Origin of the sequence: Bacillus sp. C30 (assembly GCF_040838255.1) — a bacterium.
GTDB lineage: Bacteria > Bacillota > Bacilli > Bacillales > Bacillaceae_G > Bacillus_A > Bacillus_A mycoides.
In genome coordinates, this window is record NZ_JBFPJH010000161.1 from 1 (window position 1) to 7,569 (window position 7,569).

The window sequence follows — 7,569 nt, forward strand, 5'->3', positions numbered from 1 at the left end:
CGATTATTGAGAACCAAGGGTATTTTCCACCCAACTTTGTTGTAGAAGATTATCAGAATGAAACTCCTAATTTGAATGTAATTGGTGGAGCGATCGTATCTGGTTCTTTCCAAGGGTTTGATCAAGAATATTTATTAAAGGCACTAAAACAGTTGGGTTCAACATTTTGTGGCGTAACACAATTACCTTTTACAGTGACGGATGAAGAAATACTAAATTTAAATGAAAATGGGGTAAAAGCATTACGCTTTAATATTAAAAGAGGTGGTTCAGAAGATTTATCGAAGCTGGATTACTTTGCTAGAAGAGTTCATGATTTAGTAGGATGGCATAGTGAGCTTTATATGGATGCAATAGAGTTGCCCGAAATTGCATCCACTATAGAAAAGTTACCAGCTATATCAATTGACCATTTAGGGTTATCAGAAGAAGGTTTACCACATTTATTAAAACTAGTTGATAAAGGGGTACATGTGAAAGCTACTGGTTTTGGTCGTGTCGAATTAGATGTTGAGAATGCCTTAAAGTCGATTTATGAAGTTAACCCAGATGCACTTATGTTTGGAACAGATTTACCATCTACAAGAGCAAAAAGACCTTTTGAGTATGGAGATATCAAATTGATTCAACAGCTATTTGATGAACAAGCTACCGATAAAATCCTGTATACGAATGCTTTCAAATGGTATTTTGGGTAGCGTCAGGGGCTACATTTGAATTAACTGTATCCATATTTAGTAAAGAGTTTAATCCAACTATAATGTATTTAGAATGGGGTATTAAATGTTTGTTTTTATTATATTAGACGTGATATTACCAATATTAATATTGATTCTAATTGGTGCAATCTTACAAAGAAAGTTCCAATTTAACTTAAAGCAGCTATCTACACTTATTACTTATTGCTTGATGCCAGCGGCTGTATTTGTGAATATATATGATATTAGTATAGAAACAGGTTTGTTGCTCCAGATAATATACTATTTAATACTTTACAGTCTGAGTGTGATGATAGTAAGTCATTTCATTTCAAAAACATTAAGGTTAGAAAAAGGAGAAAGTGCAGCTCTAAAAAATAGCATTTCGTTAATGAATTCCGGTAATTATGGATTACCAGTAAGTCAATTGATTTTCAGTCACAATCCAGTGGGGGTTTCCATTCAGATTTTCATTGTGATTTTCCAGAATCTTTTAACTTATTCATACGGGATATATAACTTACTATCAGCAACAAAAACAATCGGAAGTATTATTCAATCATTTCTAAGACTGCCTGTATTTCATGCACTCATATTAGGGGTTCTCTTTCAATCTTTTACAATTCAAATACCTAATTCTATCTTTCTACCTCTTAATCAGCTTGCGAATAGTTTTGTTGCAATAGCACTCATATTGCTAGGAGCGCAATTATCCAACATTAAGCTTAATTTTTTCCATCGAGTCATAACATGGGCTTTAATTGGAAGATTGTTGATGGGACCATTATTAGCACTTGCCATGATATACCTACTAAACATTGATGGTATTGTTGCACAATCATTATTTATTGCAAGTTCTTTTCCTACTTCAAGAAATACAGCAACTATTGCTATGGAGTATCAAATAGAGCCTGAACTACATGCACAAATCGTTTTATTTTCAACACTTTTCAGCATTATTACAGTAACTGTCGTTATTTATTTGTCATATATTTTGTTTTGAATATACGTGCAAAAACGGATAGACTTGAGGCGGTAAATGATGGACGGAAATCCCATCGATATGAGAAGAAAACAGTCTTTGATATATTGGGTGTCGTTTACAATTGTACCATGTCTGATAATCAAGCGGCTTAATTCAAAAAAGGAACCAAAACAAAAAGAACAAACGCTTCTAAAAAACGTTTGTCCAAAGGTAATTACTATTTTAGCTAAGAAATAGATTATTATTTGTGAGTACGAGAAAGCTTTTTTATAAGTTTAGGAAATATAGATGTTAGTTCCTGCTTCAAACGCTTTGTAAACGATGGATCCTTACCGGAAGTTGAAATCGTTACAATATATTCATCATTTCGGATGACACCAGGTGTGTGAAAGGATGATGCTGTGCCATCACTTACAACGTTAACCCATTGGAAATCATGTGCGGCTTGTTTGACCATCATATTGACATCATGTTGATTTGTAGCTGCATAAATAAGGTGAGCATCTTTAATATCATCATTACTAAAAGTTTTTTGCTTCCAAGTAATATAAGGAAGTTCCTTCATTTCCTCGCAAATCTCTGGGCTGATAACGGTGACAAAAGCGCCTGTATCTTTTAATCCAGACGCTTTCCGATATGCGATTTTACCACCACCAACTATAACAACTACTTTTTTATCTAAATTAAACATAAGAGGGCACATGTTATACATACACACATTCCTCCATTCGTTCTAATAATGTTAACTTCATATATGTATCAAACTGAAGACAGTTGCAAGTCGTGATGTGATCATATTTTTTTGTATGCAACTTAATTTTTTGAAGCAACAAACCGGTAAAGAGAAGGTACGGCATGACATATACATGGGACGCAGTCGATGTTATCGTCTTGAGCTCAGCAGTAAAAGAGGGCGCTCCTTTCGTTAAAAAGGAGCACGATACTGGCATACCGAGTTTTCGTTCGACCGCTGCTCCGATTTGTTGTAACTCATGTATCGGCTGTGGATCACTACTGCCTCGTCCTACGAGTAAAACGCTACTATCTTGCTTTGGCATAGTTTCACGTATTCTTTTCACTACAAGTTCAACCATATGTGGATGCGTACTAAAAGGTGGTACAACTGAAAATGTTATTTGAGGATATTTCTTTTGTAGTTGCTCTATTTCAAAAGGAATATCACGTTTATAGTGAGCTGCTGCAAATAATAAAACAGGTACAATCATTATTTCAGTTGCACCCTCTAGTATTGCTTCTGTAACTGCATCCGAAATGGTAGGTGTCGTTAGTTCTAGAAAAGCTATTTTTTGACTCCTTTCGTTACGTTCTTTCATAACAGATTGAATAAAGTGAATGAATTGTTCATTACCTTCTCGCAGGCGACTACCGTGTCCAACATATACAATTCCTTTCATCGTACCACCAAATCTTTCTTCATAATCATGTCTTGTAATTGCTCATCTACATTATGAAAACCAACTTTATTCGCATAGTGTAACGTTGGAATGTCGGTATACGAGAAGGGAAGAGTAAGAATATCGATAAAGCCAAGTCGTTTTATTTCTGCTAGAAACGTATCAATAGAAGCACGTCCTTCAAATACAATGCTATCCCATGAGAATTCAGAAAGCATACGAGAATGGACTTCATCAAAACGATGATCAATTGTATACTCATGAGTCATAATATAGGAGCCAGCACCAATTTTCTCTTGAATAAAAGCAATTCGAGTAATATTTCTGCTTAAATAAATAGTTGTACCGGAAGAGAACTCTGCTTGTTTACTTAGTAGCCCATATTGCATAAGTTTTTCTTGAGTGGCAACGTTCATATACTGCAGTTTCGCCTGTAAGGAACGAATATCTTTCTGGTGTTTACTACATGATCGCATCAAGATTTCTACACTTTCATCTGAACAAAATACAAGGCGATCAACGTTAAAAATTTCATTGATTTGTTCAGATGTTAATGTGTATTCTTCCCTTTTGAAAGTTGGAATTTGATATGTTTCTGCACCGCATTCTTGTAACTTTTGCTTCATGAAATTGGTTTTATTTGTTGCGGATGCAAATAAAACTTTTTTACCATGCAATGGTTTACGTTCTTTCCAAGCGATTTGATCCCGTAAGGAAACGACATCACCAACAATTGTCATAGAAGGGTTAGAAATATTTTCGTTTTTGACGATAGGAACAATGGTTGAAAGTGTTCCTGTGACAACGCGTTGCTTTCCAGTTGTACCCCACTCAATGACTGCTACGGGTGTATTTTCTTGTTTTCCTGCTTGTAGTAAGTTTTCACAAATTGTAGGTAAGTTCTTTATACCCATGTAGTAGGCAATTGTGTCGCTATTGTGGGATGAATTATATTTTCCATGATCGGTTAAAGGACCTTTTGCATGCCCAGTTAGTAAAGTAACGCTATTACTGTAGTTGCGGTGGGTGAGGGGGATACCTGCATAGCTACTAGCGGCGATGCTAGATGTAATACCTGGTACAATTTCATATGGAATGTCCGCTGCCGTTAAAGTTTCTGCTTCTTCACCAACACGGCCAAAAATAGATGGATCTCCGCCCTTTAAGCGGACAACGATTTTTCCTTCTTTCGCAAATTGAAGGAGGTGGGCGTTAATCATTTCTTGACGCATAGTATGATTCTTTGGCATTTTACCGCAATAAATAAGTTCACAAGTTGGCTTTGTATAGCTAAGAAAGTTAGGGTTCAATAAGCGGTCATATAAGACAATATCTGCACGCTTTAAGCAATCTATCGCTTTTTTTGTAATAAGCCCCTCATCCCCTGGTCCTGCACCAACTAAATATACATATCCGTTCATAATCGCACCTCATCATTTTTTATTTAAAAGGAAGCCAGAGGAGGCTTCCTTTTGTAAATTACATGTTTATCCCGCTATTTGCCGGGCAGTAAGACCCCTACCTCAAAATTCAGCGAAAACAAAGTAGTTAGGTGGGGATCAACTGCCCGTAAAAGCCCGATTGGTGAGGGCTAATAATCAGCGGGGGATGAACCAATCCCCGCTGATTAAAGTTTCACTTTATATAAATGTCACCGTCAATAACTTCTACTTCGTACGTTTGGATACAGCCGTCATCAGGTTTTTGAACTTCACCTGTTAGTAATGAAATTTTCCAATCATGTAGTGGACAAAAGACGAATTCCCCAGATACAATTCCTTCCGCTAACGGTCCATTTTTATGAGGGCACCGATTTTCTACAGCTCGAATATCACCATTTGAAAGGCGGAATAGGGCGATAGACATGTCTTTCATTTGTACCTCTTTACCAATTTGAATAGGAAGGTCTTCCGCACGCATAACTTTTATTTTTTGTTTCGTTTGTATCATATAGATCACAGCTCCTTATTTCACAGTTTCTACTTCATACATCGCTTTTAAAGACTTCGTTTCTAGTGCTTGTCCCCAAGCTTCCGTATATGTGCTACGAGCTGTTTGGAAACGTTCATTTAGCGTAGTAATCATACTTGCATCTTGTAGTATTTCTTTTATGTGATCGAAGCCTAAACGTTCTGTCCAGTAGGCAGTACGCTCTCCGTAAATACCAGTTTCACGATAATACTGCATGTAAGCTGTAGCGATGCGAAGAACATCGTCTTCAGTAGGGACGATCATTACAAAATCAGCTTCACGTACTTCCGTACCACCATTTCCGCCGATATATAGTTGATATCCATTTTCGACACAAACAACGCCAAAATCTTTCGTCAGTACTTCCGCACAGTTACGTGGACAACCCGTTACACCCATTTTCATTTTATGAGGTGTATCTACCATTTCTAATGACTGTTCAAGGAGCATACCAAGTCCTAAAGAATCTTTCGTACCGAAACGACAGAAGCGAGAACCAACACATGATTTTACATTACGAAGCGATTTTGAGTACGCATATCCAGAAGTCATATTTAAGTCAGCCCATACGTTAGGTAAATCTTGTTTCTTAACACCATATAAGCCGATTCGGCTCGCACCTGTAATTTTCACAAGAGGAACGTCATATTTTTTTGCGACTTCAGCAATTTTCATTAAATCATCTGCGGTTGTAACGCCTCCATACATACGTGGAATAACAGAGAATGTACCATCATGCTGGATGTTACCATTCATTCTTTCATTAACGTAACGGGATGATTTATCATCTACATATTCTTCCGGAATCGCCATACGTAAATAGTAATTTAAAGCAGGACGACATTTCGAACAGCCGTCTTCATGTGCAAAACCGAGTACATTTCGTACTTCTTTTGGCGATTTTAAACCTTTCTCGTGAATGGCGGCTACGACTTCGTCACGTGATAAAGTTGTACATCCGCACATACCAGCAGACTGCGCAGAAGCATCAAAAGCATCTCCGAGTGTATGAGCTAGAACTTGTTCCACAAGCGGACGACATTTACCACAAGACCCTGCGGCTTTCGTGCATCCTTTAATTTCTTCAAAAGTAGTTAACTCTTGTTCTAAAATGGCATGAACGATTGTACCTTTCGTAACGCCATTACATCCACAAATTGTGTCATCCGCACTCATTGTAGCAACGTCAAGTTCACTTTCTTCACCAGCTTTGTGAAGAAGGGAAGCGGCTGTATATTCTTGTATATCTTCTTCTTTCTTTAACATGCTAAAGAGGCGTGTACCATCAGTTGCATCACCATATAAAACGATACCGACGACTTTATTGTCACGAATTAATACTTTTTTATAGGAACGTTTACATTCATCAAAGATTGAAATTGCTTTCGTTTGATCATCTTCATAAATTTGACCAGCAGAGAATAAATCACAACCTGCAACTTTTAACTGTGTACCGACGATGCTGCCCGTATATCCATTAGTTTGTAAATTCGTTATATGTTTTGCTAATATTGCGCCTTGTTCATAAAGAGGGGCAACAAGTCCATATGCGATACCGTCATGTTCTGCACATTCTCCAACTGCATAAATGGATTCATCATTTGTTAGCATATAGTCATTGACTACAATGCCGCGATTTACAAGTAAACTAGCATCTTTTGCTATTTGAGTATTTGGGCGTATTCCGACAGCCATTACGATTAAATTACAATCTACAACTTCACCATCTTCAAATTGAATGCCCTCAACATGGTCTGTACCAAGAATCTTTACAGTTTTCTTTTCCATTAGAAACTTCATGCCTTGCGCTTCTAAATCTTCACGCAATAGGGAAGCTGCTTTCATATCTAGTTGTTGCTCCATTAAGCTAGGCATTAAATGAACAACATGTACGTCCATTCCTAAGTCAATAAGACCTCTTGCGGCTTCTAAACCGAGTAATCCACCACCAATGACAACGGCCTTTTTCTTTTCTTTAGCGGTATCCATCATAAATTGTGTATCTTCAATTGTTCGAAATCCTGTTACACCAGGAAGGGTGGAACCTTCAACTGGTAAAATAAAAGCACTAGAACCTGTTGCGATAATGAGTTTGTCGTATGTAAGAGTACGATTTTTTTCTGTGACAATGACCTTTTCCTCGCGGTTAATACTTTGAACTCTCTCGTTTGTATATAAAGTTATTTCGTTTTCTTCGTACCAACTATATTCATTCATAATGATATCTTGCATATTTGTTTTGCCTTGTAGAACATGAGAGAGCATAATGCGATTGTAGTTTGGATGTGGTTCATCTCCAAAAATAGTAATCTCATATGAATCACTATCATGTTTTAATATTTCTTCCATACAGCGTATGCCAGCCATACCATTCCCGATCATAACTAAACGTTTTTTCATATTCATTTCCCTTTCTATGTGAAAAGTTGAACAAAGAATTATATTTCCATTATAGAAAATTAAAAAAGGGGGAGATGTGATATTTATCACATTTTTATAA

At 36.9% G+C, this 7,569-nt stretch carries 7 protein-coding genes; 2 read left to right on the top strand and 5 right to left on the bottom strand.

Annotation, left to right across the window (positions count from 1 at the left end; genetic code table 11):
• Positions 1–2 precede the first annotated feature (2 nt).
• Together AB3X49_RS14800 and AB3X49_RS14805 are read left to right on the top strand one after the other, a co-directional pair.
• Entirely contained in the window at positions 3–698 is a 696-nt protein-coding gene (locus AB3X49_RS14800) for an amidohydrolase family protein (RefSeq protein WP_367963023.1), read from the top strand.
• 85 nt (positions 699–783) lie between these two features.
• A complete protein-coding gene (locus AB3X49_RS14805; protein WP_060749855.1) occupies positions 784–1,701 on the top strand; it encodes an AEC family transporter in 918 nt (305 codons plus the stop codon).
• A gap of 223 nt (positions 1,702–1,924) precedes the next feature.
• On the opposite strand, the gene AB3X49_RS14810 is transcribed toward AB3X49_RS14805, so the two are convergent.
• From AB3X49_RS14810 to nirB, 5 genes are all read right to left on the bottom strand, one after another.
• Complete coding sequence (locus AB3X49_RS14810) at positions 1,925–2,395, bottom strand: precorrin-2 dehydrogenase (protein WP_002085951.1); 471 nt, start codon at positions 2,393–2,395, stop codon at positions 1,925–1,927.
• Positions 2,388–3,098 carry a sirohydrochlorin chelatase gene (locus AB3X49_RS14815; RefSeq protein ID WP_002127105.1) on the bottom strand — a complete coding sequence of 237 codons (711 nt, stop codon included), beginning with the start codon at positions 3,096–3,098 and terminating at the stop codon, positions 2,388–2,390. The genes AB3X49_RS14810 and AB3X49_RS14815 overlap by 8 nt, the downstream gene beginning before the upstream one ends.
• Positions 3,095–4,519 carry a uroporphyrin-III C-methyltransferase gene (locus AB3X49_RS14820; RefSeq protein WP_367963026.1) on the bottom strand — a complete coding sequence of 475 codons (1,425 nt, stop codon included), beginning with the start codon at positions 4,517–4,519 and terminating at the stop codon, positions 3,095–3,097. Before AB3X49_RS14820 ends, AB3X49_RS14815 begins: the two co-directional genes overlap by 4 nt.
• A 214-nt stretch (positions 4,520–4,733) precedes the next feature.
• Positions 4,734–5,048, bottom strand: coding sequence for a nitrite reductase small subunit NirD (gene nirD / locus AB3X49_RS14825; protein WP_367963028.1), 315 nt, complete (start codon positions 5,046–5,048; stop codon positions 4,734–4,736).
• Between the two features lie 15 nt (positions 5,049–5,063).
• Positions 5,064–7,469 carry an NADPH-nitrite reductase large subunit gene (gene nirB / locus AB3X49_RS14830; RefSeq protein ID WP_367963030.1) on the bottom strand — a complete coding sequence of 802 codons (2,406 nt, stop codon included), beginning with the start codon at positions 7,467–7,469 and terminating at the stop codon, positions 5,064–5,066.
• Positions 7,470–7,569: the final 100 nt, after the last annotated feature.